The sequence below is a fragment of the Pseudoduganella sp. S-14 genome (assembly GCF_049913285.1).
GTDB lineage: Bacteria > Pseudomonadota > Gammaproteobacteria > Burkholderiales > Burkholderiaceae_D > Rugamonas.
Window position 1 is genome coordinate 618,930 of sequence record NZ_CP183991.1, and the last position, 26,818, is coordinate 645,747.

At 62.4% G+C, this 26,818-nt stretch carries 18 protein-coding genes; 11 read left to right on the forward strand and 7 right to left on the reverse strand.

Going from position 1 to position 26,818, the window contains the following annotated elements; translation table 11 throughout:
* Position 1: 1 nt before the first annotated feature.
* A complete protein-coding gene (locus ACN9MZ_RS02860; RefSeq protein WP_426340817.1) occupies positions 2-1,090 on the forward strand; it encodes an exo-alpha-sialidase in 1,089 nt (362 codons plus the stop codon).
* Here ACN9MZ_RS02860 and ACN9MZ_RS02865 read toward each other — a convergent pair.
* Entirely contained in the window at positions 1,083-1,694 is a 612-nt protein-coding gene (locus ACN9MZ_RS02865) for a TetR/AcrR family transcriptional regulator (RefSeq protein WP_426340818.1), read from the reverse strand. The two genes, ACN9MZ_RS02860 and ACN9MZ_RS02865, sit on opposite strands and share 8 nt — an antisense overlap.
* Before the next feature lie 115 nt (positions 1,695-1,809).
* Between ACN9MZ_RS02865 and ACN9MZ_RS02870 the strand changes: the two genes are divergently transcribed.
* Entirely contained in the window at positions 1,810-2,805 is a 996-nt protein-coding gene (locus ACN9MZ_RS02870) for an MBL fold metallo-hydrolase (RefSeq protein WP_426342857.1), read from the forward strand.
* 96 nt (positions 2,806-2,901) lie between these two features.
* A complete protein-coding gene (locus ACN9MZ_RS02875) occupies positions 2,902-3,921 on the forward strand; it encodes a TonB family protein (protein WP_426340819.1) in 1,020 nt (339 codons plus the stop codon).
* Between the two features lie 296 nt (positions 3,922-4,217).
* Here the strand turns inward: ACN9MZ_RS02875 and ACN9MZ_RS02880 are convergent, their stop codons facing one another.
* Positions 4,218-6,674 carry a TonB-dependent receptor gene (locus tag ACN9MZ_RS02880; protein WP_426340820.1) on the reverse strand — a complete coding sequence of 819 codons (2,457 nt, stop codon included), beginning with the start codon at positions 6,672-6,674 and terminating at the stop codon, positions 4,218-4,220.
* A gap of 157 nt (positions 6,675-6,831) precedes the next feature.
* On the opposite strand from ACN9MZ_RS02880, the gene ACN9MZ_RS02885 reads away from it, so the two are divergent.
* Genes ACN9MZ_RS02885 through ACN9MZ_RS02905 form a run of 5 tightly spaced genes read left to right on the forward strand, consistent with a single transcriptional unit; the run spans position 6,832 to position 13,059 of the window.
* A complete protein-coding gene (locus tag ACN9MZ_RS02885; protein ID WP_426340821.1) occupies positions 6,832-7,791 on the forward strand; it encodes a LacI family DNA-binding transcriptional regulator in 960 nt (319 codons plus the stop codon).
* Positions 7,792-7,842: 51 nt separating this feature from the next.
* Positions 7,843-10,155 carry a glycoside hydrolase family 65 protein gene (locus ACN9MZ_RS02890; protein WP_426340822.1) on the forward strand — a complete coding sequence of 771 codons (2,313 nt, stop codon included), beginning with the start codon at positions 7,843-7,845 and terminating at the stop codon, positions 10,153-10,155.
* Entirely contained in the window at positions 10,152-10,823 is a 672-nt protein-coding gene (pgmB, locus tag ACN9MZ_RS02895; protein ID WP_426340823.1) for a beta-phosphoglucomutase, read from the forward strand. The genes ACN9MZ_RS02890 and pgmB overlap by 4 nt, the downstream gene beginning before the upstream one ends.
* Positions 10,787-12,049: an MFS transporter gene (locus tag ACN9MZ_RS02900; RefSeq protein WP_426340824.1), complete on the forward strand. Its 1,263-nt coding sequence runs from the start codon at positions 10,787-10,789 to the stop codon at positions 12,047-12,049. Before pgmB ends, ACN9MZ_RS02900 begins: the two co-directional genes overlap by 37 nt.
* Entirely contained in the window at positions 12,046-13,059 is a 1,014-nt protein-coding gene (locus ACN9MZ_RS02905; protein WP_426340825.1) for a substrate-binding domain-containing protein, read from the forward strand. Before ACN9MZ_RS02900 ends, ACN9MZ_RS02905 begins: the two co-directional genes overlap by 4 nt.
* Positions 13,060-13,350: 291 nt before the next feature.
* Here the strand turns inward: ACN9MZ_RS02905 and ACN9MZ_RS02910 are convergent, their stop codons facing one another.
* The 3 genes from ACN9MZ_RS02910 to ACN9MZ_RS02920 form a co-directional block, all read right to left on the reverse strand.
* The gene (locus ACN9MZ_RS02910; RefSeq protein ID WP_426340826.1) at positions 13,351-14,877 is read right to left on the reverse strand and encodes an alkaline phosphatase D family protein; all 1,527 of its coding nucleotides are present in this window, start codon (positions 14,875-14,877) and stop codon (positions 13,351-13,353) included.
* Positions 14,878-15,137: 260 nt separating this feature from the next.
* Positions 15,138-18,431 (reverse strand): fused isobutyryl-CoA mutase/GTPase IcmF, encoded by a 3,294-nt coding sequence (gene icmF, locus ACN9MZ_RS02915; protein WP_426340827.1) that lies wholly within the window; start codon positions 18,429-18,431, stop codon positions 15,138-15,140.
* 179 nt (positions 18,432-18,610) lie between these two features.
* A complete protein-coding gene (locus tag ACN9MZ_RS02920; RefSeq protein ID WP_426340828.1) occupies positions 18,611-22,141 on the reverse strand; it encodes an indolepyruvate ferredoxin oxidoreductase family protein in 3,531 nt (1,176 codons plus the stop codon).
* Between the two features lie 175 nt (positions 22,142-22,316).
* On the opposite strand from ACN9MZ_RS02920, the gene ACN9MZ_RS02925 reads away from it, so the two are divergent.
* The gene (locus ACN9MZ_RS02925) at positions 22,317-23,045 is read left to right on the forward strand and encodes a substrate-binding periplasmic protein (protein WP_426340829.1); all 729 of its coding nucleotides are present in this window, start codon (positions 22,317-22,319) and stop codon (positions 23,043-23,045) included.
* Positions 23,046-23,049: 4 nt separating this feature from the next.
* Here the strand turns inward: ACN9MZ_RS02925 and ACN9MZ_RS02930 are convergent, their stop codons facing one another.
* Positions 23,050-23,979 carry a LysR substrate-binding domain-containing protein gene (locus tag ACN9MZ_RS02930; protein WP_426340830.1) on the reverse strand — a complete coding sequence of 310 codons (930 nt, stop codon included), beginning with the start codon at positions 23,977-23,979 and terminating at the stop codon, positions 23,050-23,052.
* 69 nt (positions 23,980-24,048) lie between these two features.
* On the opposite strand from ACN9MZ_RS02930, the gene ACN9MZ_RS02935 reads away from it, so the two are divergent.
* Positions 24,049-25,269, forward strand: a complete 1,221-nt coding sequence (locus ACN9MZ_RS02935) for an HD-GYP domain-containing protein (protein WP_426167381.1) — start codon at positions 24,049-24,051, stop codon at positions 25,267-25,269.
* Between the two features lie 9 nt (positions 25,270-25,278).
* On the opposite strand, the gene ACN9MZ_RS02940 is transcribed toward ACN9MZ_RS02935, so the two are convergent.
* Entirely contained in the window at positions 25,279-26,325 is a 1,047-nt protein-coding gene (locus ACN9MZ_RS02940; protein WP_426340831.1) for a GGDEF domain-containing protein, read from the reverse strand.
* A 298-nt stretch (positions 26,326-26,623) separates the two neighbouring features.
* Between ACN9MZ_RS02940 and ACN9MZ_RS02945 the strand changes: the two genes are divergently transcribed.
* Entirely contained in the window at positions 26,624-26,797 is a 174-nt protein-coding gene (locus ACN9MZ_RS02945; RefSeq protein WP_426340832.1) for a Flp family type IVb pilin, read from the forward strand.
* Positions 26,798-26,818 lie beyond the last annotated feature (21 nt).

The following is a 26,818-nucleotide window of genomic DNA, read 5'->3' on the forward strand; positions in this document are numbered from 1 at the left end:
CATGGCAGACCGCGCTTTTATTGCAAGCCGCAAGGGCTTGTTCGAACTGGCTTACCGCAATGGCGAATGGACGCTGGAAGAGGGCAAGTCCTTTTTCGGCGATCCGGTATCGATGGTGCTGTACGATGTGCGCGATGGCGCCACGTATGCCTGCCTGAACCTGGGGCACTTTGGCGCCAAGCTGCACCGGCGCGACGCCGGCAGCGCGCTGTGGAAGGAAATCGCAGTGCCGGCCTATCCGCCCAAGCCGCAGGACAGCAGCGACAAGGTCGACTGGACCCTGAAGCAGGTCTGGTCGCTGGAAACAGGCGGCCCGGACCAGCCTGGCGTGCTGTGGGCCGGCACCTTGCCCGGGGGCCTGTTCCGTTCCGGCGACCGCGGCGAAAGCTGGCAACTGGTGGAAGCGCTGTGGAATGTCCCGGAGCGTACGCAATGGTTTGGCGGCGGCTACGACGTGCCGGGCATCCACAGCATTTGCGTCGACCCGCGCGACAGCAATGCCGTGCTGGTCGGCGTATCGTGCGGCGGCGCCTGGCTGACGCGCGACGGCGGCGCGAGCTGGCAGCTGCGCACCCAGGGCATGGCGGCGCGCTATATGCCGCCCGAGATGCAGGATGCCGGCGCCGTGCAGGACCCGCACCGCATCGTGCGCTGTACAGCCGAGCCGGACGTGCTGTGGTGCCAGCACCATAACGGCATCTGGCAGTCGCGCAACAACGCGCAGAGCTGGGAAGAGGTCAGCGCACCGCTGTCGAGCTTCGGCTTTGCTGTGGCAGTGCATCCGCGCGACGGCAGGACCGCCTGGTTCGTGCCGGCCGTGGCCGACCAGCAGCGGGTGCCGGTGGAAGCGGCGCTGGCGGTCAATCGCACTGCCGACGGCGGCGCCAGTTTCAGCACCTTGCGCAGCGGGCTGCCGCAGGAACATTGCTATGACCTGGTGTACCGCCATGGGCTGGCGGTGGCTGACGATGGCAAGACCTTGCTGATGGCCTCCACCACCGGCGGGGCCTGGCTGTCGACCAACGGCGGCGAGCACTGGCAAACCATTTCCACCACGCTGCCGCCGGTGTACGCGGTACGCTTCAATTAAGGCCGTAATAGGACAGGAACATTTCCACGGTGGCGGTGATGACCGCCTCCTGTTCCTGCGGCGTCAGCGGTGCCTTGCCCATCGCCACTTGCGGCCACAGGGCGAACGATTTCAGCTGGCCTTGCAGCATGTGCGACATAAAGGCCGGATCGCCCGCCTTCAGCACCTTGTCTTCCTGCGCCGCGCGCAGGAAGCTGGCCACGCCTTCTTCCTTCTTGCCCAACTTGGTCATCATGTCGCCGGCGCGCTGCGGCGCGTGGATCGCTTCCGCGATGGCCACGCGTACCAGGTCGAGGAAGTAGTCGTCGCGCAGCATGGCCATTTTCTGGCGCATCAGTTCGAGCAATTGCGGCTTGAGCGGCTTGCCTTGCTGGTAGCCGATGGCATTCAGGGCGGCACTGCAATCCCACAGTTCCTGCAGGATCTGCTCGAACAGCTCGTCCTTGCTGGCGAAGTGGTTGTACACCGTGCGTTTGGAAACGCCGGCCTCGGCCGCGATGCGGTCCATGCTGGTGGCTTCGAAACCGCGCGCACGGAATTCGGCGATGGCGGCCGTGATGATGGCGGCGCGCTTGCGGTCGGTGAGTTTGTCGGGTTGGTTCATAAAGAATATTTTACACCGGGTAGTTTACTTTTCCCAAAACAGAAACTACACTGTGTAGTGTAATTCTTCCGAACTGAACATGAAACGAACCCTGCTGATTGGAGCAATCTTCATCATGACTTGCCTTGCATATAACGCCGCTGATTCTCGCCCTGCCTACCGCAATGACGCGCCGCGCCAGCAGCCGGGTTTCCTGAAAATGCTCAAGGTGCTGTGGGACTTCACCTTCAACAAACCGGCCGATACCGTGCCGGCGCAAGCCCTGCCAGTGCGAGCACTCACTAGCGAGCAGCTGCTGGCGGCGCCTGACAACAGTCTGTTCCGCTTGGGCCATTCGAGCATCCTGTTGAAGCTCAACGGCGAGTTCTGGCTGACCGATCCGGTGTTTTCCAAGCGCGCCTCGCCGGTGCAGTGGGCGGGCCCGGCCCGCTTCCACGCGCCGCCGATCAGCATTGCCGAACTGCCGCCGATCAAGGGCGTGATCCTGTCGCACAACCATTACGACCACCTCGATTACGCCGCCATCCGCGAGCTGGAAGCGAAGACCGAATACTTCCTGGCGCCGTTGGGGGTGGGCGACACCCTGGTGTCCTGGGGTGTGCCTGCGGCCAAGGTGCAGCAACTGGGCTGGTGGCAGTCGGCCACGGCTGGCAGCCTGAAGCTCACCGCCACCCCGGCCCAGCATTTTTCCGGGCGCACGCTGTGGGACAGCAACAAGACCCTGTGGGCCTCGTGGGTGATCGAGAGCGGCAGCCTGAAAGTTTTTTTCAGTGGCGATACCGGCTATTTCAAGGGCTTCCGCGAGATTGGCGAGCGCTTTGGCCCCTTCGACCTGACGCTGATGGAAACCGGCGCCTACGACCCGAACTGGCCGGACATCCATATGCAGCCGAAGGAAACCATGCAGGCGCACATCGACCTGCGCGGCAAGGTCATGCTGCCAATCCACAACGGCACCTTCGACCTGGCCATGCATAGCTGGGACGACCCGTTCGAACAGATCACGGCCCTGGCCGCCGCCCGCGGCCAGGTGCTGGCCACGCCGATGATCGGCGAAGCCCTTGCCGTCGCCCAACCGCAGGCCACCAGCGCCTGGTGGAGGATGCCATGAAACCCTACCAGCAGTTTTTGAGAATGTGGTCCATTCCGCAGCAAGCCGAGTCGTGTTACAGTGAGGAAAATGTTAAACTCCTGACAAGTAACTATCATGACCTTACTGAAAGTCTTGCCAGCCCTGCTGGCCAGTCTGGCTATTCTGCCTGCCCAGGCGGAAGGGGCCGGACGTTTCGACCGGAGTGCCTCGAAGCAGATTTCCGCTGACCTGAAGACTTGCGCCAAACCCGAATGGCCCAAGGAAGCACTGCGCAAGGAGCAAACCGGGACGGTCATCCTGGCCTTCCTGATTGGCCTGGACGGCATGGTGCTGGAGTCGCGCGTTGAAAAGTCGAGCGGCCACGTCCAGCTGGACCTGGCTGCGCAAGATGGACTGGCCAAGTGCGCGTTCACGCCGCCTGGGAGCGTAGGCCGCACTGAACCGACCTGGACCAAAATACAGTATGTCTGGGCCATCGAGCCCAAAAAGACGCCCGCACAACTGCAAGCGAGCTTCGAGAAGGACAAGGCCTTGGCGCTGCAAGGCGACGCTGAAGCCATGTACCGCCTGAGCGTGGCCTATGCAACTGGCCAGGTTACCGAACGCAATAAAGACGAATCCATGCGCTGGCTGCGCCAGTCCGCCGAACACGGTTTTTCCCTCGCCCAAGAGGGCTTGGGCAATGTGCTGATGATGGGGAAGCAAACAGAACGGCTTCCCGACGAAGGCTGGGCCTGGATCGAGAAAGCTGCTGCCCAGGGCCGCGCCAGCGCGCAAATGACCTTGGGTATGTCGCTGCTGATCGGGCGGGGCAGGGAGCAAGACCTGGCGCGCGGGCGCGAACTGCTGGAAAAATCCGGCGCCCAGGGCAACGCCATGGCCATGGCCGTGCTGGGGACATGGCTGCTGCGTGAAGGCGGTGAGCCGCAGCAGGGCCTGAAGCTGATTGAAGAAGCCGCCGATAAACAGGACCGCATGGCGCAGTTCACCTTGGGGCAGGCGCTGGAAAAGGGCGAGCTACTGCCCCAGGACAACGCTCGCGCCCTGGAGTTGTACCGGCGCTCAGCGGCGGGGGGCTACCTGCCGGCAGTCACTGCACTGGCTCGCCTGCAGCCGCAGGCCCCGAAAAACTGATCAGCTTGTTGGGCGCCTGCCGGCTGCCCAGGCGGTCCTGGTCCTGGGCCTCCTGGTCGCGATCCAGCTCGACCTTGGTTCGGCAAAGGCCACGCCAGCCTGCAGAGTGTTGATGGAGTGCAGGGACACCACGAGGCAACCCTTGATAGAGACCTTTCATTCAGGCATCTTGGTCAGCTTAGGCCAAGAGGTGGGCGAATGCTAGAGCTCGACGTGCAAGCGAAAAAAAGGGCGCCGCAGCCTTGGAAAATCCTGCGACGCCCGGAGGGGAACTGGGACTAGGGAGGGTTACGACATCAGAAACGGTAGGCCAGCGACAGCTCCCAGCTGCGGCCAAACAGTGGACGGGCATTGATCGGGCCGCTGCCGCCCGTGGTCAGGCGCGAGTTGCCTTCGGTCAGGCCAAGTTCGTTGGTGATGTTATTGCCGCTCAGGCGGATGTCGATCTTGTCGCCGATGGTGAACAGTGCGCCCAGGTCCACCGTCTTGTACGAAGGCAGGTATTGCAGGTTGGACTGGTCGGCCCAACGGTCGCCGACATAGGTGTAAGTGCCGTACAGCTTGAGCGAATTGTTCTCTCCCATCGCGATGCGGTAGCTCGGCGTGAAGCGGTATTGCAGCTTCGGCTGGCGCTGCACCAGCTTGCCTTCGGTCAGCGGGTTGTCCTTGTACTTCGAATCCTGCCAGTTGCCGGACAGGCTCAGCGACAGGTCGCGGATCGGGCGTACCGCCAGTTCCACTTCCACGCCGTCGCCCTTGGAACCGGACACCGAATTCAGGATGGTGCCATTCGACAGGATCTGCTGGAAGGCAATGCCTTCGAAATCGGTGTGGAAGTAGTTGATGTAGGCGCTGTACAACTGGCCTGCAGTCTTGAAGCCTACCTCGTATTGCTTGATCTTCGGCGTCGGCAGGAAGCTGCGGTCGTCGACCTTGGCCTGGGTGCCGGCATTGCGCAAGTCGTCGAAAGCGATGAAGGTGTGGCCCATATTGGCGCGGGCGAACACGCTCATGTCCTTGGCCAGCTTGTAGTTGCCGCCGACGGTGAAGCTGTTGGCGGAGTCGGTGCGGCTCAGCGCCGTGTTGGAGCCGGTCGGCATCGAGGTATTGTTGTTGTAGATGGTCAGCGGGTTGTTGTCGGTGTCGCCGGTGGCCAGCTTGGAGATCGTAGCATCCAGCTTCTGGCGCTCGCGGCGCACGCCGCCGTCGATCTTGATCCTGTCGTTGACCTTCCATTCGTTGGCGATGTACAGCGCGGTATTGCTGCCGTCATAGGAAGCAACCGGGGCGTAGAACACGCTGCCGTCCTTGCCGTTGTTGGACACGACGACGCCGTTGTCCAGCTTGACATTGATCAGGCGCGCATTCGGCACGGCCGTCATCAGGTGGCTGCTGCCCAGGTACCACACGTCGTCCGAAGAGTAGTTGGCGAAGTAGCCGCCCACGGTCAGGGTGTTGTCCTTGATCCATTCCTTGCTGACGCGGATTTCGTCGGTGAACGACTTCAGCTTCTTCTCGACTGCCCACAGGCCGGCCTGCACTACTTGCTGGTTGGCCGCGACAGGCGTGCCATCGAGGTAGGTAGCAGTGGCGGTGGCGCCGCCATTCGCGGCCAGGGCCGCCGTGTTGTAAGCCGACATCGACAAGGGGTTGTTACCGGTGAACATGGCAATGGTGTTCAGGTCGCCGTCGAAGTGGTTGAACTTGTTGGAGACGTTCCAGCCATTGAAGTCCTGCTCGAATTCCATGCCCAGCACGGTGGATTTCAGGCCGCGGCCGTCGCCCAGGTCGTAATTGAGGGTCTTGCCCGGAGCGGCTTCCACGGTGAAGCGGCGCATCTCGTTACTCATCAGCGTACCTTTGAGCGGATCGAAACCGGGGAATTCGGTAATGGTGCGGCCTTCATCGCTGGAAACCAGCGGCACGCCGGTATAGAAGGCGTTCTTGTCGTCGGTGCGGCGCACGTAGAAGGTCGCTTCGCCCTGGTCCAGCTTGCGGGTCAGGGTGGCGGTCACTTGGCCCCCGTCATCGGACGGGAAGCCGGAATCGCGTACGCCGTGGGTGTTGCGGTAGAAGCCGCCGATGGTGCCGTACCAGCCGTCGGAGATCTTGCCGCCATAAAAGACGTCAATGCGGCGCAGCTGGCCGGTGCCGGTGGTGAAGCGCACCGAGCCTTCCGGCGTGTCGCTGCCCTTTTTCAGGATGAAGTTCATGGTGGCGCCCGGCTGGCCGCTGGAGAAGATGGTGCTCGGGCCGCCGCGCAGCACTTCCACGCGTTCGATGGTGTCGTCCAGGCGGAAGGCCGAGGAGCCCTCGAAGAAGGACAGGGTGGAAACCGGATACAGCGGATTGCCCTGCATTTGCACCGAGACGAAAGGCGAATCGGAACCGGAGGGGAAGCCGCGCACCTGGATGTTGGCGCCGGACTGGCCGCCGGTCGATTCGGCAAACGCGCCCGGCACCAGCTTCATGACGTCGGCGGTGCTGATTGGCGCCGCTTGCTTGAGCTGTTCTTCCGAGGCGGTGGTGATGGAGAAGGCCGAATCCAGCTTGCGCACGCCGCGGGCCGAAGCCACGCCGGTCACGACCACTTGCTGGATTTCTTTCTGGACGGCGGCGTCTGCTGCAGCCGGGGCTGGCGCGGCTTCCGCCGTGGCTGGCTGGCCTTCCTGTTCCGCGGCCTGGGCCTGGCCGATCAAGGTCAGTACAGCGATGGAAATGGACGACAACAGGAACTTCCGATGGTTTTTCATACGTGTCTCTTCTTTCGTTTTATGGGATTCGGCTTCCAAGGCCTGACCATTGAATCAAGAAATGATATCGATGTCAATCGAAATGTTATCGATGTCATTTTGTTGTTGCAGGGTTTGGAAATCTGTCATAATGCCCCGCATGGCTGTCAATAAAACTATGGAAGACCTCGCCAAACTGGCAGGGGTTTCAAAAATTACCGTGTCGCGCGCCCTGCGTGGCAGTCCCCTCGTGACGGAAGAAACGCGGGAGAAGGTGCGCCAGATCGCGGAAGCCCAGGGCTACCGCCTGAACGTGAGCGCACGCAACCTGCGCATGGGGCGTTCATACTCGGTGGCAGTGGTGGTGGAAATGACACCCGAGAAGGGCCGGCCCATGTCCGACCCTTATCCGTTGGAACTGCTGGGCGGGATCACGCAGGAGCTGACGACAGCCGGCTACAGCGTGGTGCTGACCTCGCGCCAGTTGCTGGATACCGCCCCGGTGCAAGGCGCCGACGGCTTGATCCTGCTGGGCCAGGGTTCGCATGGCGAAGCGGTGACCGCGCTCAAAAAGCGCAGCCAGCCGCTGGTGGTGTGGGGCGCGCCAGGGGCGGGCTCCGATACCGTGGTGGTCGGCAGCGACAACCGCAAGGGCGGTAGCAGTGTCGCCCAGCGCTTCATCGAACTGGGGCGCAAGAAGGTGTTGTTCCTTGGCGACGTGGACCACGCCGAGGTGCAGGAACGCTGCGCGGGCTTTATTGACGCGCTGGGAGGGCAGGGTAGCGTGCACATCATGCGGCCGAAGGCGTTTACCTTCGAAGCCGGCTTTGATTGCCTGGATTCCCTGCTGCAGAAGAAGGGCTTGTCGTTCGACGGCGTGTTTGCCGCCAGCGACTTGCTGGCGATGGGCGCGATCCGTGCACTGGCCGAGCGTGAAGTGCGGGTGCCGGAGCAGGTATCGGTCATCGGTTATGACGATACGCCGGGCGCAGTGAGCTTCGTGCCGCCGCTGTCCAGCGTGCACCAGTACCTGCGCGATGGCGGCGTGCTGCTGGCGAAGAAGATGCTGGACTTGCTGGAGGGGCGTCCCGTGACTTCCGAGATCCTGCCGACCGCGCTGATCGTGCGCGCCACTTAAAAATTTTTTATACCGAATCCAAACCGGTTTGAATTAAAACGAAGGATGAAGATGCAGCACACTTACCCCCTCGACGCCTGGTGTATCCGCGAAACGTCCTTCGATGCGGCGTCGAATTTCCTGGATGAGACCCTGTTCGCGCTAGGCAATGGCTACATCGGCCTGCGCGGCACGCCGGAAGAAGGCTATACCGGCCCGGCCGGCACCTCGCTCGATGGCAGCTACCTGAACGGTTTCTATGAGTCGGAACCGATCCAGTACCCCGAAAATGCCTATGGCCTGGCGCGCAACAACCAGTTCATGCTGAACGTGCCAAACGCCAAGGGTATTGCGCTGTGGCTCGGCGAGGAGCGTTTCGACCTGCTGCAGGGCAGTGTCGAAAGCTATGAGCGCCGCCTCGACTTCCGCACCGGCTTGCTGGAGCGCGATGTGCTCTGGCAGGCGCCTTCCGGCCGCCGCGTGCAGCTGCGCAGCCGCCGCCTGGTCAGCTTCGCCAGCAAGCACCTGTTTGCCATCGAGTTCACGGTGACGCCGCTCGGTTTCGACGGCGCCGTGCGGCTCGAATGCACGATCGACGGCGTGGTGCGCAACCTGGAAGCGGGCGACGATCCGCGGGTAGGCTCCGCCACGACCGGGCCGGCGCTGGCACTGGCCGGCACCGAGCTGGCGCCGCACTACGCGGCCCTGCAGCAGCGCACCCACAACAGCGGTTTCACGCTGGTGTCGGCCGCCGCGCAGGTGATCGATGCGCCGCACTTGTTCGCGCAGCGCGCCGAGGGTTCGCGCCTTGTGCAGTCGTACACCGTCGATGCGCGCGACGGCCAGCCCGTGCGACTGGTGAAGTACGGCTGTTATTACAGTTCGCGCGATTATCCGGCAGACGAATTGCTGGCCCGTTCGCGCGCCGAACTGGAAGCGGCGCGCGGCCTGGGTTTCGACAAGCTCGCCGCGCAGCAGGAAGCCTACCTGGCCGAGTTCTGGGCGCAGGCGGACGTGGAAGTGGCGGGCGACGACGCGCTCCAGCAAGGCATCCGTTTCAACCAGTTCCACTTGCTGCAATCGGTGGGCCGCGACGGCAAGACCAATATCTCCGCCAAGGGCGTGACCGGCGAGGGCTACGAAGGCCACTATTTCTGGGATACGGAGATCTACATCTTCCCCTTCTTCCTGTACAACAAGCCAGAGATCGCACGCAAGCTGCTGGAGTACCGCTACGCCGGCTTGCCCGCCGCACGCGAACGTGCGCGCCAGATGTCGCACGCCAAGGGCGCGCTGTACCCGTGGCGCACCATCGCTGGCGAGGAATGCTCCGCTTACTTCCCGGCCGGCACAGCGCAGTACCACATCAACGCCGACGTCGCCTACTCCATCAAGCAGTACATGGATGCCACCGGCGACGATGCCTACCTGCTGCAATACGGCGCCGAGATCGTGCTTGAAACCGCGCGCATCTGGCTTGGCATCGGCAGCTATAACCGTGGCGGCGCCTTCGTGATCAACGAAGTGACCGGGCCTGACGAATACACTGCGCTGGTGAACAATAACTACTACACCAACGCGATGGCGAAGCTGCACCTGCAATTTGCCGCCTCGGCGGCCGAGCGCATCGCACGCGAATACCCGCAGGACTGGGCGCGCATTGCCGCCGCAGTTGCGCTTGATGACGGCGAGCTTGAAGCATTCCGCAGCGCTGCCGCTGCCATGCTGCTGCCCTATGACGCGGCCCTTGGCATCCACCCGCAGGATGACAGTTTCCTCGACAAGAAGGTGTGGGACTTCGCCGGTACGCCAGCCGGGAAATATCCCCTGCTGCTGAATTACCACCCGATGGTGATCTACCGCCACCAGGTCTGCAAGCAGGCCGACGTGGTGCTGGCGCTGCTGCTGCTCAGCGAACAATTCACGCTGGAGGACAAGAAGCGCGACTTCGATTACTACGAAGCGGTGACGACGCACGATTCCTCGCTGTCGTCCTGCATTTTCAGCATCATCGCCTCCGAAGTGGGCTACGAAGGCAAGGCCTATGACTACTTCATGGAAACCGCGCGGCTCGACCTGGACAACACCCATGGCAACACGCACTACGGCGTGCACACGGCCGCCATGGCCGGAACCTGGCTGGGCGTGGCATACGGCTTCGGCGGCATGCGCGTGGTGGACGGCAAGGTGCGCTTTGCGCCGACATTGCCCAAACAGTGGCAGCATTACCAGTTCCGCATCCACCTGCACGGCAGCCTGCTGCAGGTGCGCGTCACCGCAAGCGCAACGCAGTACACGCTGCTGCGCGGCCGGGCGCTGGCCTTCCAGCACCGCGGCGTGCCCGTCACCGTCAGCCCGGCCGCGCCGGTACAGGAGTTTGCATGAAAGCCGTTATCTTCGACCTCGATGGCGTGATCACCGATACCGCCCACTACCATTTCCTCGCCTGGCAACAGCTGGCGCGCTCGCAGCAGGTGCACTTCGATGAAGCCTTCAACGAGAACCTGAAGGGCATCGACCGCATGGGTTCGCTGGAGCTGATCCTGGCTGGCGCGCCCCGCAGCTACAGCGACGCGGAGAAACTGGCGCTGGCCGACACCAAGAACGAGCATTACAAGACGCTGATCGCGGAAATGTCGCCCGCCGACCTGTTGCCCGGCGCGGTGGATGCGCTGGACTGGTGCCGCGCGCAAGGCTTGAAGGTGGGCCTTGCGTCGGTCAGCAAGAACGCCTTCACGGTGCTGGAAAGCCTCGGCATCACTGAGAAATTCGACTATGTCGTAGACGCGGCGACGATCGCGCGCGGCAAACCCGATCCCGAAATCTTCCTGCGCGCCGCGTCGGAACTGGGCGTAGACCCGGCCGATTGCGTTGGCGTGGAGGACGCCGTTGCCGGCGTGACCGCGATCAAGGCGGCCGGCATGTTTGCCATTGGGGTTGGCCAGGCGGCCACGCTGTGGCAGGCAGACACGGTGATCCCGGGACTGGAACAATTCAAAAATATCATGGAGACACTATGCAAAACCGGCGCATCACCTGGGTCCTGTTCCTGATCTATTTCACGTTCGCCATACTGTTGAACAGTGTTGGCACGGTGATCCTGCAGGTCATCAGCAACTACGGCGTCAGCAAGTCCGCCGCCAGCGTGCTGGAAGGCTTCAAGGACTTGCCGATCGCCGTGGTGTCCTTCCTGGTGGCGAGCTTCCTGCCGCGCATCGGGTACAAGAAGGCCATGCTGGCCGGGCTTGCCATCGTCACGGCAGCTTGCCTGTCCATGCCGCTGTTGCCTTCCTTCCTCACTACCAAGATGCTGTTCCTGTGCGTCGGCATATCCTTCGCGCTGGTGAAAGTGTCGGTCTACTCGACCCTCGGCCTGGTAGCCGCCGACCGCCGCCAGCATGCGGGCATCATGAATACGCTGGAAGGTTTTTTCATGGTCGGGGTGCTGTGCGCCTATTGGGTGTTCAGCTTTTTCATCGACTCGGCCGACCCGCGCTCGCAAAGCTGGCTGCATGTGTACTGGGTGCTGGCCGCCCTGTGCGCGCTCACCTTCGTGCTGCTGCTGGCGACACCTTTCGACGAGAGGCTGGCCGCGCCACCGGAAGCGCGCAGCCTGCCGCAGGAATTTGCGGCGATGCTCAAGCTGTTCTTCAAGCCGCTGGTGTGCGTTTTCGTGCTGACGGCCTTCCTGTACGTGCTGATCGAGCAGAGCGTGGGCACCTGGCTGCCGACTTTCAACAACGAGATCCTGCATCTACCGGCTGCGATGAGTGTGCAGGTCACCAGCATCTTCGCCGCCTGCCTGGCCGCAGGGCGCCTGTCGGCTGGCATCCTGATGCGCCGCATGAACTGGTACCCGGTGATGAACGCCTGCCTGCTCGGCATGGGCGCGGTGGTCTTGATTGCGCTGCCGATGACGCACGACGTGGTCGTTGCGCAGGGCGCAGGATGGGGCGACGCGCCGCTCGCGGCCTTCCTGTTCCCCCTGATCGGGCTTTTCATGGCGCCGGTCTACCCGGGCATCAATTCCGTGATGCTCAGCTCCCTGCCCAAGCACCAGCATTCTGCGATGACCGGCCTGCTGGTGATATTCTCTGCGCTGGGCGGCACTACCGGCTCGCTGATTACCGGCTATGTGTTCGGCGCCTTCAGCGGCCGCTTCGCCTTCTACCTGACGCTGGTGCCGATTGCGATCGTGCTGGTCACGCTGTACTTCTTCAAGCGAGCGGTCGATGGCAGCGACGGTGGACTGGAGGCACCGGCTATAATTTCGCGATGAACCTGAAGAGCCTCGCCGACAAGCTCGGCATGTCGAAGACTACCGTCAGCCGCGCGCTGAACGGCTATCCCGAAGTCAGCGAGTTGACGCGCGAACGCGTGCTGCGCGCAGCGCGGGAGTCGGGCTACGAAGCCAATCCGATGGCGCGCAGCCTGGCCGTTGGCCGCAGCAACGTGCTTGGCACAATCTATCCGCTGCTGCCGGCCGACCTGGGCGACGCCATGTTCCTCGAAGTGGTGGGCGGGATGTCGGAAGCTCTTGAGCAAAAGCGCATGAACTTCATCATCGCGCCCGTGTCGCCAGCGAACGAAATGCCGTCCTACGAGCAAATGGTGCGCGGCCGCCGCCTTGACGGCTTGGTGGTCAGCCGCACGCTGGTGCACGACGAGCGCATCGCCTTTCTCGCCAAGGCCGGCTTCCCCTTCATTGCCCACGGCCGAACGCAACTTGACGCGCCATACGCATGGTTCGATTACGATAACGAGGCCGGCATCCGCATGGCGCTCGAGCGCTTGCTGTCGCTGGGCCATCAGCGCATCGCCATGGTCAGCGCACCGCTGGCGATGAACTTCTCAGCGCAACGCCGCGCCAGCTTCCTCGCCACGTTGTCAGGCGCCGGCTTGGCCGCCGATCCGCGCCACCTGGTCGATGATTGCATCGACCGCCGCGCCGGTTATGCGGCCGTACAGGCACTGCTGGCAACGACGCCGCGTCCAAGCGCGATCGTGGTCGACAACCACCTTGCCGGTGTAGGCGCCGTGCGCGCCTTGCTCGACGCCGGCGTCGCGATCGGCAAGGATATCTCGCTGATCGTCTGGGGCAGCATGGCCGACACACTGGCAGATATCGACGTCACCACCATCGACCAGCCCAATGCCCGCGCCGCCGGCGCGAAAATGGCCGACATGCTGTTGGCCCGGGTTAATGGCGAGCCAGCCGGCGCGCTGCAGGTGTTGTGGCAGCCGGCGTTGACGGCCGGCGCCACGGCCGCCCCGCTTTGCCGGTCTTGAGCGCATTTTTGCCGGCGTCGCTGACCAGGCCCGAGGCGCGCCAGCGATTGACCAGGTAGAGCGGGCGTGCCTCCTGTACCGCGCGGCGCGACATGAGGCGGAAGTCTCCGGTGTCGGTCGGCATCGCGACGCAGCGGAGACGGCGGATCACATCATCAGGAAGCGCGGCAGGCCTTCCCGATGCGGCCGCCCAAGGCGCCAATGACGGCGTAACGCGCCAACATCAACATTTCGCGCTACACACTGCGGCGTCTCCAATGTGGGCATGCCGTTGTGAACTTGCTACAACGCCTATTTCAGCGGCAGGATGGCCTGGCGGTAGGGCTGCGTCTCGTTCTCCACGTACCAGTTGGCCCACAGTCGGTTGCATGAACGCCCGTCCGCCGCGCGATCCGGCTCCAGGCTCAGGTAGTTGCGCGCGCCGATGTAGCGGTGCGAAGTGCCGGGGAACTTGTACATCGAGGTCGTGATGCCGCCTTCGAGTTGTTCTACCTTGTCGCCGACATGTTCGAGGTAGAACAGCGCCATGGCAGGCGGTGGCGGATGCACCACGCCGGAGGAAGTCAGCTGGTGGATGGTAACCGGCTTGCCCTGGTAATGCTTCTGGCTCGATTCGATCGCGCCGATAGCGCCTACGTGCACGTCGCCGGAGAGGATGGTCACGCGGCCGCCGGTGCGCTGCGACCATTCCTGCAGGCGATGGATCAGGCGCAGGCGCTCCCATTGGTGGGTGCGGCTTAACCAGTGGTCTTTCAGGTCGTCCTCCAGCTCCTGCTGGCCGGGCAGGGCGCACAGCAGCATTTCCAGCGTGCTGAAGTCTGGGTGCACGACCGGGATGCTGGACATGAGCAGCAGATGCTTGCAGTCTTCTTGCGCCTCCAGCCAGGCGTAGGCGGCATCCCACGATTGCTGGCCCATGACCACGTCCGGGGTGCGCTCGCTGCGCAAGTCGAGCACCAGCAAGCCATAATCGCCGAAGCGGACGGCCTTGGTAAATCCGGGTTGCTGCGGCAGGCGCATCGGGAGCTCATTCTCCGCAGCGCAGTGTTGCTGGAATAGCAGGAAGTAGTCGCGCGCCACGGTGTAGATTGCCTTGAATACGGGCGATTGCTGGAACTTGTCAGGGTAGGAGCCCCAGCCATCGATGATATCGTGGTCATCCCACATCATCACCGTCGGAACGGTGGCGAACATGCGCGCCACGTGCGGGTATGCCCAGACCTTCAGGTAGTTCCCGAAGAAGAAATCGTCGATCTCGGTTTGCAGCGTCTTGGTGACCGGCTTGTTGGCGAGCTTCTTGTCGTTCGGTGCAGCAGCCCAGTCGTTCAGGGCCGTCGTGGACCACATGGCATCACTGTAGATCTGGTCGCCGCCCATCAGCAGCAGGTGGTAGGGGCGCTGCACATGGTTGTCGTGCATCTTGTTCCATACCGGGTCCTGCGGGATGTCCTTCATCTTCTTGTAGTCGGAGAAGCCGTTGCACGAGGTGTAGGCGCAGGTGGGGGCGCTGTCGCGTGCTGGCACGACGAAGGTGAAAGCCTGGCCATCGACGATGTACTGGACCTGCTGCTCGCGCGTGGCGTGTTGCCCGATGGCGAACTGCCAGCTCTCGACGGCATGCACGGCGCGCTTGTGCAAGCGGGTGCGCAAGCGACGCGATTCGGCGGCCAGCGTGCGGACTTCTGCAGCGGCACCTGGCAACACGGCTGCCGTGACTGAGGGCGATACTTCGCCATTCCACACGACCAGTGCGCTGACTGTCCACATGCCGTCGGCGCAGCCGCAGAACTTCAAGATAGGTCCCAACACTACTGCCATTGCAATCCCCGTGACGTTAACAAATCGTTAAATGATAACGTATCGCGGTCGGGCTGCATGTGTTCCACCTAACTGACGGCCTGCGGTGCGAGTCGTAGCCTGTGACTATTGTTTAACGTCACAGGGAGGCTGTCATGGGGAAGTATTTCTTGGCTTGGCTGCTGGGGGTGCCGGGGATTGTGCTGTTGCTGGTGTGGCTGTTTTTCCACTAAAACCGGTAAACCAGTGCCTGACCGGCAGGGTCAGGCACTTTGCTGCATTTACATATTGCGGCGGTATTGGCCGCCGACTTCGAACAGCGCGGTCGTGATCTGGCCCAGCGAGCAGACGCGGGCCGCGTCCATCAGCTTGGCGAACACGTTTTCGTTGTCGATGGCGGCTTTCTGCAGCGCTGCCAGGGCGGCCGGCGCGGCATCCGCATTGCGGGCGTGGAAGTCCGCCAGGCGGGTCAACTGCGATTGCTTTTCGTCGTCGGTGGAACGGGCCAGCTCGATGGTGGCCGGGGCTTCCGAACCCTTTGGATTGCGGAAGGTGTTCACGCCGATGATCGGCAGCGAGCCGTCGTGCTTCTTGTGCTCGTACAGCAGCGACTCTTCCTGGATCTTGCCGCGCTGGTAGCCGGTTTCCATCGCGCCCAGCACGCCGCCGCGTTCGGCGATGCGTTCGAATTCCTGCAGCACGGCTTCTTCCACCAGATCGGTCAGCTCTTCAATGATGAAGGCGCCCTGGTTCGGGTTTTCGTTCTTCGCCAGGCCCCATTCGCGGTTGATGATCAGCTGGATCGCCAGTGCGCGGCGGACCGATTCGTCTGTCGGCGTGGTGATCGCTTCATCGTAGGCGTTGGTGTGCAGCGAGTTGCAGTTGTCGTAGATTGCGATCAGCGCCTGCAGCGTGGTGCGGATGTCGTTGAAGTCGATTTCCTGCGCGTGCAGCGAGCGGCCGGAAGTCTGGATGTGGTACTTCAGCTTCTGCGAGCGGTCGTTGGCGCCGTACTTCTCCTTCATGGTGACGGCCCAGATGCGGCGCGCCACGCGGCCCAGCACCGTGTATTCCGGGTCCATGCCGTTGGAGAAGAAGAACGACAGGTTCGGTGCGAAATCGTCGATGTGCATGCCGCGCGCCAGGTAGGCTTCCACGAAGGTGAAACCGTTGGACAGCGTGAAGGCCAGCTGCGAAATCGGGTTCGCGCCTGCTTCCGCGATGTGATAGCCGGAGATCGACACAGAGTAGAAGTTGCGCACCTGGTGGTGCACGAAGTACTCCTGGATGTCGCCCATCACCTTCAGCGAGAACTCGGTCGAGAAGATGCAGGTGTTCTGGCCCTGGTCTTCCTTCAGGATGTCGGCCTGCACCGTGCCGCGCACGTTCATCAGCACCCAGTCCTTGATCTTCTGGAATTCGTCTTCGGACGGCTGGCGCTTGTTCTCGGTGACGAACTTCTCGACCTGCTGGTCGATGGCGGTGTTCATGAACATCGCCAGGATGGCTGGGGCAGGACCGTTGATGGTCATCGATACCGAGGTGCTTGGGTTGCACAGGTCGAAGCCGTCGTACAGCACCTTCATGTCGTCCAGGGTTGCGATGGACACGCCGGAGTTGCCGATCTTGCCGTAGATGTCCGGACGGATCGCAGGATCGGCGCCGTACAGGGTGACGGAGTCGAAGGCGGTCGACAGGCGTTTCGCATCCATGCCGGTGGAGACCAGCTTGAAGCGGCGGTTGGTGCGGAAAGCATCGCCCTCGCCCGCGAACATGCGAGTTGGGTCTTCGCCTTCACGCTTGAAGGCGAACACGCCAGCGGTGAACGGATAGGAGCCAGGGACGTTTTCCAGCATCAGCCAGCGCAGCAGTTCGCCGTGGTCTTCGTACTTCGGCAGCGATACCTTGCGGATCTTGGTGCCGGACAGGGTGTGCTGTACCAGGCCGGTGCGGATTTCCTTGTCGCGGATCTTCACGACGTATTCGTCGCCGGCGTAGGCTGCCTGCATGTCCGGCCACTGGGCCAGGAGTCTCTTGGCCGCGCCATCCATGGCGTGATCGCGCTCGATGATCAGGTCGTCGAAGTCGGCCACGGACTTGCCGGCGACAGCCATCATGCGCTTCGATTCCTGCAGCTGCTGGCGTTCGCGCGCCAGCTTGGCCTGTGCTTGCGTTTTCTTGTGGTAGCCGCGTACGGTGTCAGAGATCTCGGCCAGGTAGCGCGCGCGTGCCGGCGGCACGATCACGTTCTTGCCGGAGCTGAAGCGCACGTCCGTCGGGGCCAGCACGCCCTTGCTGGTCTTCAGGCCTTTGCCTGCCAGTACCGGCAGCAGGCCCTGGTACAGCGCGGTCACGCCGTCGTCATTGAAGCGCGATGCCTGGGTGCCGAACACCGGCATTTCTTCCGGACGCTTGCTCCACATCTCGCGGTTGCGCTGGTACTGCTTGGCCACGTCGCGCAGCGCATCCTGCGCACCTTTGCGGTCGAACTTGTTGATCGCGATGAAGTCGGCGAAGTCCAGCATGTCGATCTTTTCCAGCTGCGATGCGGCGCCGAATTCCGGCGTCATCACGTACATGGACACGTCGACGTGCGGCACGATCGCGGCGTCGCCCTGGCCGATGCCGGAGGTTTCCACGATCACCAGGTCGAAGCCCGCCACTTTGCAGGCTGCGATCACGTCAGGCAGGGCCTGGGAAATCTCGGAGCCAGCTTCACGGGTTGCCAGGGAACGCATGAAGACGCGGGTCTTGCCGTTCCAGGGGTTGATCGCGTTCATGCGGATACGGTCGCCCAGCAGCGCGCCGCCGGACTTGCGGCGGGACGGGTCGATCGAAATCACGGCGATGTTCAGCGCGTCGCCCTGGTCCAGGCGGATGCGGCGGATCAGTTCATCGGTCAGCGAGGACTTACCTGCGCCGCCGGTGCCGGTGATGCCCAGCGTCGGGGCGGTCATGGCCTTGGCTGCAGCGGTCAGTTCGGTGCGCAGCTTGTCGGAGGCTTTGCCGTTTTCCAGCGCGGTGATCAGCTGGGCCAGCGGGCGATGGCGTTGTTCGATCTCGCCGTCGCGGATGGCGTCCAGCTGGGTCGGGGAGTAGGTCGACAGGTCGACGTCGCACTGCTGCACCATCCACTGGATCATGCCGACCAGGCCCATGCGCTGGCCGTCTTCCGGGGAGAAGATGCGGGTCACGCCGTAGTCGTGCAGGTCCTTGATTTCGCTTGGGACGATCACGCCGCCGCCGCCGCCGAAGACTTTGATGTGCGAACCGCCGCGCTGGCGCAGCAGGTCGATCATGTATTTGAAGTATTCGACGTGGCCGCCTTGATAGGAGGAGATGGCGATGCCTTGCACGTCTTCGGTCAGGGCCGCTGTGACCACTTCGTCCACCGAGCGGTTGTGGCCCAGGTGGATCACTTCGGCGCCCTGCGATTGCAGGATGCGGCGCATGATGTTGATCGAGGCGTCGTGGCCGTCGAACAGGGACGCGGCGGTGACAAAGCGCACTTTGTTCGCGGTCTTGGCCTGCTCCGGCTCAGCGGACAGTTTCTTGGCGTTGGCGAGGTCGTTCATGTTTTGTGTTCCTTGGAACGGGGGAATTTTGATTATATGACGTTTACGTTAACGTCAAGTCAAGCAAAACCGGTAAGTCTGGGTCAGACCCAAGGGTCAGACCCGACCGGCGGCAGTCAACAATGCGGGTCCGACGGGACGGCCAGCCGGCCTGGGTCGTACCCTGGTTTATCGGTTTTTCAGGCAGCAGCCCGATCGCCGCCCTTGAAAGCAGCCATCATCTTCGCCTTAGCCATCTTGTACTCAGCCACAGCCTTTTCCTTCACATGGCCGAAGCCACGGATACGCTCCGGCAGCGCAGCCACTGCCACGGCCTGCTCATGGTTGCCAGCCGACAATCCCGCCAGCAGTTCCGCCACAACAGCGCGATAGTCCGTGATCAGCGCGCGTTCCATCTTACGCTCCTCGGTATAGCCGAAGATATCGAAAGTACCGCCGCGCAGGCCCTTGAACTTGGCCAGCAGCTGGAACGCCTTCCACATCCACGAACCATATTCCGCCTTGACCAGGTGGCCCTTGGCATCCTTCTTCGCGAACAGCGGTGGCGCCAGGTTGAACTTCAGCGAGAAATCGCCTTCAAACTGCGTTTTCAGCTGTTCGACAAAGCGGCCATCGGTGTACAGGCGCGCCACTTCATATTCATCTTTATAGGACATCAGCTTGAACAGCGACTTGGCCACCGCGGTCGACAGCTTGTTGCCCAGGCCCAGCAGGGTCTCTTTCGAGCGCACTTGCTGCACCAGGTCTTCATAGGTAGCGGCATAAGCTGCGTCCTGGTAGCCGGTCAGGAATTCAACGCGCTTTTTGATGATGTTTTCCAGCGACTGTGGCATCTGCACCACGACAGCCTGGGTCGGGGTCGCGATCTTTTCCACGCGCTTGAAGTCCACGGCGGCGCGGCGGCCCCACAGGAAGGAGCGCTTGTTCGATTCAACAGCCACGCCATTCAGCTCAATCGCGCGCAGCAGGGCCGCTTCGCTCAGCGGGATGCGACCCTTCTGGAAGGCATAACCCATCATGAACAGGTTGGAGGCGATCGAGTCGCCCATCAGCGCGGTCGCCAGCTTGGTCGCGTTGATGAAGTCCACGGACTGCGCGCCGCCGACCGATTCGGTAATCAGCGCTTCCACGCTTTCGGCCGGGTACTGCCAGTCGGCGTTCTGCGCGAAGGTGCCTGGCGGCTGCTCGTGCTGGTTGACGATGGCGAAGGTGCGGCCTGGGCGCATCTTCGACACGGCGTCGTAGGCGCCGGAGGTCAGCATGTCGCAGCCCAGGATCAGGTCTGCTTCGCCGGTGGCGATCCGCTGCGCGCGCAGGTGGGCCGGGGTCTTCGCCACTTTGACGTGGGAAGTCACGGAGCCGTTCTTCTGCGACATGCCGGTCATGTCCAGCACGGAGGCGCCTTTGCCTTCCAGGTGCGCCGCCATGCCCATCAGCGCGCCGACGGTAATCACGCCGGTGCCGCCGATGCCGTTGATCAGGATGTTGTAGGGGTGCTCAATGCTTGGCAGTACCGGCGCAGGGATATCGCCCCAGTCGTCGGTCTTCGCCGCGCCGGTCTTGGTCTTCTTCAGCGTGCCGCCTTCGACGGTGACGAAGGATGGGCAGAAGCCCTTGGTGCAGGAGTAGTCCTTGTTGCAGGAAGACTGGTCGATGGTGCGCTTGCGGCCGAACTCAGTTTCCTTCGGCAGGATCGAGACGCAGTTGGACTGGATGCCGCAATCGCCGCAGCCTTCGCACACGGCTTCGTTGATGACCATGCGCTTTGCAGGGTCAGGGAACTCGCCCTTCTTGCGGCGGCGACGCTTCTCGGCGGCGCAAGTCTGGTCGTAAATGATGACGGTGCAGCCTGGCAGCTCGCGCAGTTCGCGCTGCACGGCATCCATTTCCTTGCGGTCGTGCAGGGAAATGATGTTCGGCAGGGCGGAACGGTCGGTGTAGCGCGACAGGTCTTCGGTCACCAGGGCGATGCGCTTGATGCCTTCGGCCGCCATCTGCTGCGCGATCATCGGCACGGACACCGTTCCGTCGACCGGCTGGCCGCCGGTCATTGCCACGGCGTCGTTGTACAGGATCTTGTAGGTGATGTTGACCTTTGCCGCCACGGCGGCGCGGATCGCCAGGTAGCCTGAGTGGAAGTAGGTGCCGTCGCCCAGGTTCTGGAACACGTGCGGCACTTTGCTGAACGCAGCCTGGCCGATCCACGGCGTGCCTTCGCCGCCCATATGGGTGGTCAGCTTGTTCATCTCGGGGTAGATCGAGGTCGCCATCACGTGGCATCCGATGCCGGCCAGCGCGAACGAGCCTTCAGGCACCTTGGTCGAGGTATTATGCGGGCAGCCGGAGCAGTAGAAGGCCGGACGGAACGGGGTCTCGATCGCCTTCTTCAGTACTGCGTCTTTCGCTTCCAGGAAGGACAGGCGGGCCTTGATCTGGTCCTGGATCGAGGCGTCGGCGATGTAGCGGGCCACGCGGCCGGCGATCACGCGCGCCACCTGCGATACCGAGAAGTCAGCCTTCGGCGGCAGCAGCCATTCGCCGCGCGGGGCCACCCATTCGCCCTTGTCGTCGAACTTGCCGATGATGTGCGGGCGCACGTCGTCGCGCCAGTTGTACAGCTGTTCCTTCAACTGGTACTCGACGAACTGGCGCTTTTCTTCCACCACCAGGATTTCGTCCAGGCCCTGTGCGAATTCGCGCACCGAGTCCGGCTCCAGCGGCCACGGCATGGAGACCTTGAACAAGCGCAGGCCAACCTTGGCCGCCATCGCTTCGTCGATGCCCAGTTCTTCCAGCGCTTCCAGCACGTCCAGGTAAGACTTGCCGGAGGCGATGATGCCCAGCTTGGCGTCCTTGGAATCGATGGTGGTGTGATTCAGCTTGTTCTCGCGGGCGTAAGCCAGGGCCGCGTAGATCTTGTAGTCCTGCATCAGCGCTTCCTGGTTGCGCGCTTGCTGGCCGAGAGGGATGGAGGACAGGCGGGCATTCACGCCGCCTTCCGGCATCACGAAATCCTGCGGGATCTTCACCTCGACGCGGAACGGATCGGCGTCGATGGAAGCGCTCGACTCGACGGTGTCGGCCAGCGCCTTGAAGGCGACGGCGCAACCGGAGAAGCGCGACATGGCCCAGCCGTGGATGCCGAGGTCGATATACTCCTGCACATTGCATGGATATAGCACCGGGATCATGCAGGCGGAGAAGATGTGGTCCGACTGGTGCGGCAGGGTGGAGGAGTAGGCGCCATGGTCGTCGCCGGCCACCAGCAGGATGCCGCCGTTCTTGGACGTACCGGCATGGTTCATGTGCTTGAAGACGTCGCCGCAGCGGTCCACGCCCGGGCCCTTGCCGTACCACATGGCGAACACGCCGTCGTACTTGGCCGGGCCGATCAGGTCAACCTGCTGCGAACCCCAGACAGCGGTCGCCGCCAGGTCCTCGTTCACGCCAGGGACGAACTGCACATTGTGCTTTTCCAGGTGCTTTTGCGCCTTCCACAGGGTTTCGTCCAGGCCGCCCAGCGGGGAACCGCGGTAGCCGGAAATGAAGCCGCCGGTATTCAAACCGTCGCGCGCATCGCGCAATTGTTGCATCATAGGCAAGCGCACCAGCGCCTGGATGCCGGACAGGAAGACTTTACCGGTAGTGGAAGTGAATTTGTCGTCGAGGGTGACGTCGTGAAGTACGGACGAGTTGCTGCCGTCTGGCATGGTGGCTGTCTCCAAAATCATGATTCGGTGCGTGCCTGGCATCGGTCGGCGCCGGGTAAGCGCGTCCTTGCCTAAGTCACAACGCCTGCGGGTGTGCAGGCCTTTTCAGCGGTCAAGTTTACGGGTTACTTTAAGTATACGGAAATATGGTTTGGGGATGGGGGTATAAGAAAAAATGATGGCACGACGAACAATTCTGATGGCGGCAGCAGTGATGTTGGCCAACCCAATCGGGGCGTTTGCCGGCGTGGCGCGCAAGATGCAACTGGTGACCAGCCATTTGCCCTCGCTGGTGCATGAAAGCGGCGAACCCGGCGGCTTGCAAGAGATCGTGGCCGAGTTGTGCAAGCGAGCCGGCCTGAAGCCTGCCACCCGCTTCGTGCCTTGGCGGCGCGCACAATTCCTGGCCACGACCATGCCGGCAACTGCGATCTATCCCTTGACTAGGCTGCCCGAACGCGAAGCGCAATACCGCTGGCTGGTGCCTCTGTTCGAGGAGCGCTACGTGTTGCTGGCCGTGCGCGGCAAGCTCTCGCCCATCGAGCAGATGAAGGACAAGCGCATTGCCCTGCTGCGCGGTGCGGCGCAAGCGGTCATTTTGAAAGAGCAGGGCTTCACGCGCTTTGTCGAAGCCAGTTCCATCGACGAAGTGCACCGCTTCCTGCTGGGCGGCATGGCCGACGCGGCATTTGGTGAGCGCCGCATCATTTCCGCCTCGCTGAACGGCCACGGCATCAGCGAGCGCGATTTCGAAACCAGCGCACCAATTGGCAGTACCACGGCCTGGCTGGCAGGCTCGCTTGACTTCGACGACACCGACATTGCCCAGTTCCAGCGCGCGCTGGAATCAATGCGGGCAGACGGCAGCTTGCGCCGCATCCTTGCAAGACATAAGCTGATCTAACGGCTCAGCCGAGCAGGCGGGCGCCGGGCCAGGTGTTGCGCTGGCAGAGGTCGGTGGCGACTTGTTGCGTCAGCGCGGCAATGGCGTTGGCGGCGTTGGTCAGGGGGATGTTGCGCGAGGCGCACAACACCACGGTGCGGCTGATGGCGGGGCGGTTGATGCGCACGCTGCGCATCTGGCCGAGTTCGATTTCGGGCAAGACCGGCGCTACCGGCAGGATCGTGGCGCCCATGCCTGCCATGATGGCGGACTTCAGGATGGCGATCGAATTGATTTCGATGACATTGCCGATCACTAGCCCGGCGGCGCGTGCCATGGCCTCGATGCGCGGCCGCACGCCATGTTGCAGGCCCGGCAAGATGAGGGTGGTGTTCAGGGCTTGCTGCAGCGTGACGGTTTCGTTGTCGGTGAACCACACCGCGTCGTGACGGCAGATGAAACGCAGTTCTTCTTCGGCCAGGGGGGTGGTGGAAAACGGCGTTAACTGGCCGTCGTCGAACAGTACAGCCAGGTTGACACGTCCGCTTTTGAGCTGTTCCGCCAGGTTTCCGGTCAGTTCTTCGGTCAACTGCAGCGTAATGTCGGGATATTGTTCGCGCGCGGCAGTGAGCAGGGGCAGCGCCAGGGCGCCGGAAATACTGTGCGGCAGGCCCATGGTGACGCTGCCGGAAGGGCGGGCCGACTGGGTGACCGCGGAGCGGGCGTCGGCCACTTGTTTCAGGATGGCCTGGGCATGGTCGTAAAACACCTTGCCGGCGTCGGTGCTGACCACGCCCTGCGCGCTGCGATGCAGCAGCTGGGCGCCGAGCTCTTCCTCAAGCTGGCGTAGCTGCTGGGTCAGGGCGGGTTGCGCAACATGCAATACCAGTGCCGCACGCGACAGCGATCCGTGGTCGACGATGGCGACAAAATAGCGCAGTTGGCGAAGTTCCATATTCCCGTAGGATAACATTGTGTATACTTATTCTAACGTTCTTCACGCATTTACCTCGCGAGCCTCACCATGTTAAAGAAAGTCGATTCGGCGCAGTTAAAGGTCGGCATGTATATCCACGACCTCAGTTGCGACTGGATGACCCACCCGTTTGTGCGCAACCGCTTCGAGATTTCCAGCCAGGAGCAGATCCAGAAAATCATCCAGGCCGGCATCCATGACGTGGTGATTGATGCGTCCAAAGGGTTGGATGTGGAGGATGCGCCGTCGCTGGCCGAGGCCCAGGCGGCCACCGAACGCGAAGTCGAAGAGATCGCCAAAGAACCCTCGCGCATTATCCGCACTTCCCTGGGTGAAGAACTGCAGCGCGCGGCGCAGATTCGCAGCCAGGCAGCCGGCGTGGTGCGCAATGTGATGGCCGACGCCCGCCTCGGCAAGGCAATCGAGATCGGCTCCGTGCAGCCGGTAGTGCAGAACATTACGGAATCGATCCTGCGCAACCCGGGCGCCCTGCTGGGACTGCTGCGCATCAAGTCGAAGGACGACTACACCTTCCTGCATTCGGTCAGCGTGTGCGCCTTGCTGGTGGCCTTCGCCAATGCGCGCAATATGGACCAGGACATCATTCGCGAAGCCGGCCTCGGCGGCCTGCTGCACGATACCGGCAAGGCCCTGGTGCCGGATGCGATCCTGAACAAGCCGGGCCCGCTGACCGACGAAGAATTCGCCATCATCAAGAAGCACCCGATGGACGGCTTCAACATCCTGAAACAGTCGCCTGACGTGCCGGCGCTGGCACTGGACATCACGCTGCACCACCACGAGCGGCGCGACGGCACCGGCTATCCGGACAAGCTGGCCGGCGACGATATCAGTGAAATCGCGCAGATGGCGGCAATTGTCGACGTGTACGATGCCATTACGGCCGACCGCGTGTACCACAAGGGCCTGCCGGCAGCAGCGGCGCTGCGCAAGATCTACGAGTGGAGCAAGCACCATTTCAACGCCAAGCTGGTGCAGGAATTCATGCGCTGCGTGGGCATCTACCCGGTCGGCACGCTGGTGATGCTGGAGTCAGGCCGCCTCGGCGTGGTGGTCGAGCCGCATGAAAGCAACCTGCTGGCGCCGAAGGTGAACGTGTTCTTCAACACGAAGAAGAATGTCTACATCAAGCCGGAAACGGTCGACCTGTCGCGCGGCCTGGGCTTCGGTGGCGGCGACAAGATCGTGGGCCATGAATCGCCATCGAAATGGCAGGTGGACCCGATGCGCTTCCTGACCCTGGCCTGAGCCTGAACCTCAGAAGAATTCGGCGGTATCGTTGGATTCGACGGTCTGCAGCTGGCCGCCGCTGACCAGCTCGTCGTAATGGCAGGCCATGTTGCGGCCGTGGCTCTTGGCGTAATACAGGGCCTGGTCGGCGCGGCCGAGGATGATCACCGGCGCTTCATAGGCGCTGATGCTGACGAAGCCGACGCTCACCGTGACCTGGCCAACTTGCGGGAACTCGTGCTGTTCCACGTTCATCCGGAAGCGTTCGATGATCTTCTTGGCGTTATCCAAGGTGGAAGAGCGCAGCAGCACCACGAACTCTTCGCCGCCGAAGCGGAATACGCGGTCCTGGGCGCGGAAGGACGATTGCAGCAGGTTGGCGATCAGGATCAACACCTCATCACCGTACAAATGCCCGAATTTATCGTTAACAGCCTTGAAATGGTCGACATCGACCACGGCCAGCCATTGTTTTTCCTGTTCTTGCGGATTGCGGCGCTCGAGGCCGTCCGGCGGCACTGCCAGCACGTCGTGCTCGGCTGAGGCCTGCAGCATCTTGGCCAGCTGGTCGTCGAAAGTCTTGCGGTTCAGCAGGCCGGTCAGCGAGTCGCGCTCGCTGTAGTCGAGCAGGTTCTGGAAATTGCGGTAGACGCTGACAATGCCGCCGATGATGTGGATGGTATCGCTGGTATACGGCGTCGGATTGACGATTTCCAGGCAGGTATCAGCCTTGTCGCCCATCCAGATCGGCAGCCAGAGTGTGTGCTCACCCTCGGGCGACATGAAGTCGGCACTCGATTCGTGGTGCGCCAGACAGCGCGCGAGGGCCGGGAACATGCTGACCGGGTCGCCCGGGATGGCCGGGTCCAGGTACTCCTCCATGCGCGCAGGGCGGCCTTGCTCGATCACGGCGCGCGAACGGACGTAGAGCTGGCCGCGTACATTGACGATGCTCAGCACACGTGCCTGCGTGGCAGACGCCAGTTCCGCTACCGCCGAGATCACCGAGATGTCGAGCATCGTGTGATCGCGGTGGCCGGTCATGTCCACCATATGTTTCAGAAGGGAATCCATGTGAGTGTCCGGTAACTAGGCGCTCAGCGGCAAAGCAAGGGGCTTTCTAAAGAATAGCTGATCAGGATAAATCTTTTTTGTATTCTCGGCAATTAACTTTGCGCATTTTCATGTAAAAACGCGACCTCATTGCAACACAGCTTCCATGCCTCCAGTTTGACATAGAACACCGTGCAGCGAGAAAAAGTTCTGTGCGGAAAGCTTGCGCAAAATCAACTTGTCCGTAGGAATGGCTCCTATAGTAAAGCCAATGATGCGCAGCCCAGGCGTCAGAGTTTTCCTAGCGAAGGAGATCATCATGAAAGCATTTTCGGCAGTGAGGCGGTTCATCCGGGATGAGCGGGGCGTGACGGCAATCGAGTATGGCCTGATCGCTTCGCTGATTGCACTGGCAGTAGGCACGGCAATGACCAGCGTCTCGACTGAGCTGCAAACCGTGTTCAACAACGTGGTCGATGCACTGACGCCTTGATGGGGGGCTGGCGCCTGGCGG

Bases quoted from the DNA above. Each gene is read 5' to 3' on its own strand.
- ACN9MZ_RS02860 (WP_426340817.1), top strand. From the start codon at position 2: ATGGCAGACCGCGCTTTTATTGCAAGCCGCAAGGGCTTGTTCGAACTG.
- ACN9MZ_RS02865 (WP_426340818.1), bottom strand. From the start codon at position 1,694: ATGAACCAACCCGACAAACTCACCGACCGCAAGCGCGCCGCCATCATC.
- ACN9MZ_RS02870 (WP_426342857.1), top strand. From the start codon at position 1,810: ATGACTTGCCTTGCATATAACGCCGCTGATTCTCGCCCTGCCTACCGC.
- ACN9MZ_RS02875 (WP_426340819.1), top strand. From the start codon at position 2,902: ATGACCTTACTGAAAGTCTTGCCAGCCCTGCTGGCCAGTCTGGCTATT.
- ACN9MZ_RS02880 (WP_426340820.1), bottom strand. From the start codon at position 6,674: ATGAAAAACCATCGGAAGTTCCTGTTGTCGTCCATTTCCATCGCTGTA.
- ACN9MZ_RS02885 (WP_426340821.1), top strand. From the start codon at position 6,832: ATGGAAGACCTCGCCAAACTGGCAGGGGTTTCAAAAATTACCGTGTCG.
- ACN9MZ_RS02890 (WP_426340822.1), top strand. From the start codon at position 7,843: ATGCAGCACACTTACCCCCTCGACGCCTGGTGTATCCGCGAAACGTCC.
- pgmB (WP_426340823.1), top strand. From the start codon at position 10,152: ATGAAAGCCGTTATCTTCGACCTCGATGGCGTGATCACCGATACCGCC.
- ACN9MZ_RS02900 (WP_426340824.1), top strand. From the start codon at position 10,787: ATGCAAAACCGGCGCATCACCTGGGTCCTGTTCCTGATCTATTTCACG.
- ACN9MZ_RS02905 (WP_426340825.1), top strand. From the start codon at position 12,046: ATGAACCTGAAGAGCCTCGCCGACAAGCTCGGCATGTCGAAGACTACC.
- ACN9MZ_RS02910 (WP_426340826.1), bottom strand. From the start codon at position 14,877: ATGGCAGTAGTGTTGGGACCTATCTTGAAGTTCTGCGGCTGCGCCGAC.
- icmF (WP_426340827.1), bottom strand. From the start codon at position 18,431: ATGAACGACCTCGCCAACGCCAAGAAACTGTCCGCTGAGCCGGAGCAG.
- ACN9MZ_RS02920 (WP_426340828.1), bottom strand. From the start codon at position 22,141: ATGCCAGACGGCAGCAACTCGTCCGTACTTCACGACGTCACCCTCGAC.
- ACN9MZ_RS02925 (WP_426340829.1), top strand. From the start codon at position 22,317: ATGATGGCACGACGAACAATTCTGATGGCGGCAGCAGTGATGTTGGCC.
- ACN9MZ_RS02930 (WP_426340830.1), bottom strand. From the start codon at position 23,979: ATGGAACTTCGCCAACTGCGCTATTTTGTCGCCATCGTCGACCACGGA.
- ACN9MZ_RS02935 (WP_426167381.1), top strand. From the start codon at position 24,049: ATGTTAAAGAAAGTCGATTCGGCGCAGTTAAAGGTCGGCATGTATATC.
- ACN9MZ_RS02940 (WP_426340831.1), bottom strand. From the start codon at position 26,325: ATGGATTCCCTTCTGAAACATATGGTGGACATGACCGGCCACCGCGAT.
- ACN9MZ_RS02945 (WP_426340832.1), top strand. From the start codon at position 26,624: ATGAAAGCATTTTCGGCAGTGAGGCGGTTCATCCGGGATGAGCGGGGC.